1 protein-coding gene is annotated in these 232 nt (G+C 56.5%); it reads left to right on the forward strand.

Features of this window, described 5'->3' with window-relative positions; translation table 11 throughout:
- Nucleotides 1-16: 16 nt before the first annotated feature.
- The coding region (locus ACR9ZK_RS23705) for a hypothetical protein (protein ID WP_481344356.1) at nt 17-232 on the forward strand (216 nt) is incomplete at its 3' end.

A 232-nucleotide genomic window follows, 5' to 3' on the forward strand; every position in this document is an offset into this window, starting at 1 on the left:
TCGAAGCAGGAATTGCATGGATACGCTCTCAGGTTCGGAAGATGCCTATAAAGCCCTGGTAGATAACGCTCCCGAGGGCTGGCTGCTAGGTCTGTTGGCTTTCGCTGTCCTTGAGCAGGAGCGGATCGAGTGGATGCGTCACGTCGAAACCAGATCGGGATGTCTTCCTACCAGCGAGCAGGTCTGCAATTGGTACGAGCAGCAGCCTGTTTCGGCGTTGAATCGGGCGCGT

Source organism: Monashia sp. HAY1-5C (assembly GCF_056755255.1).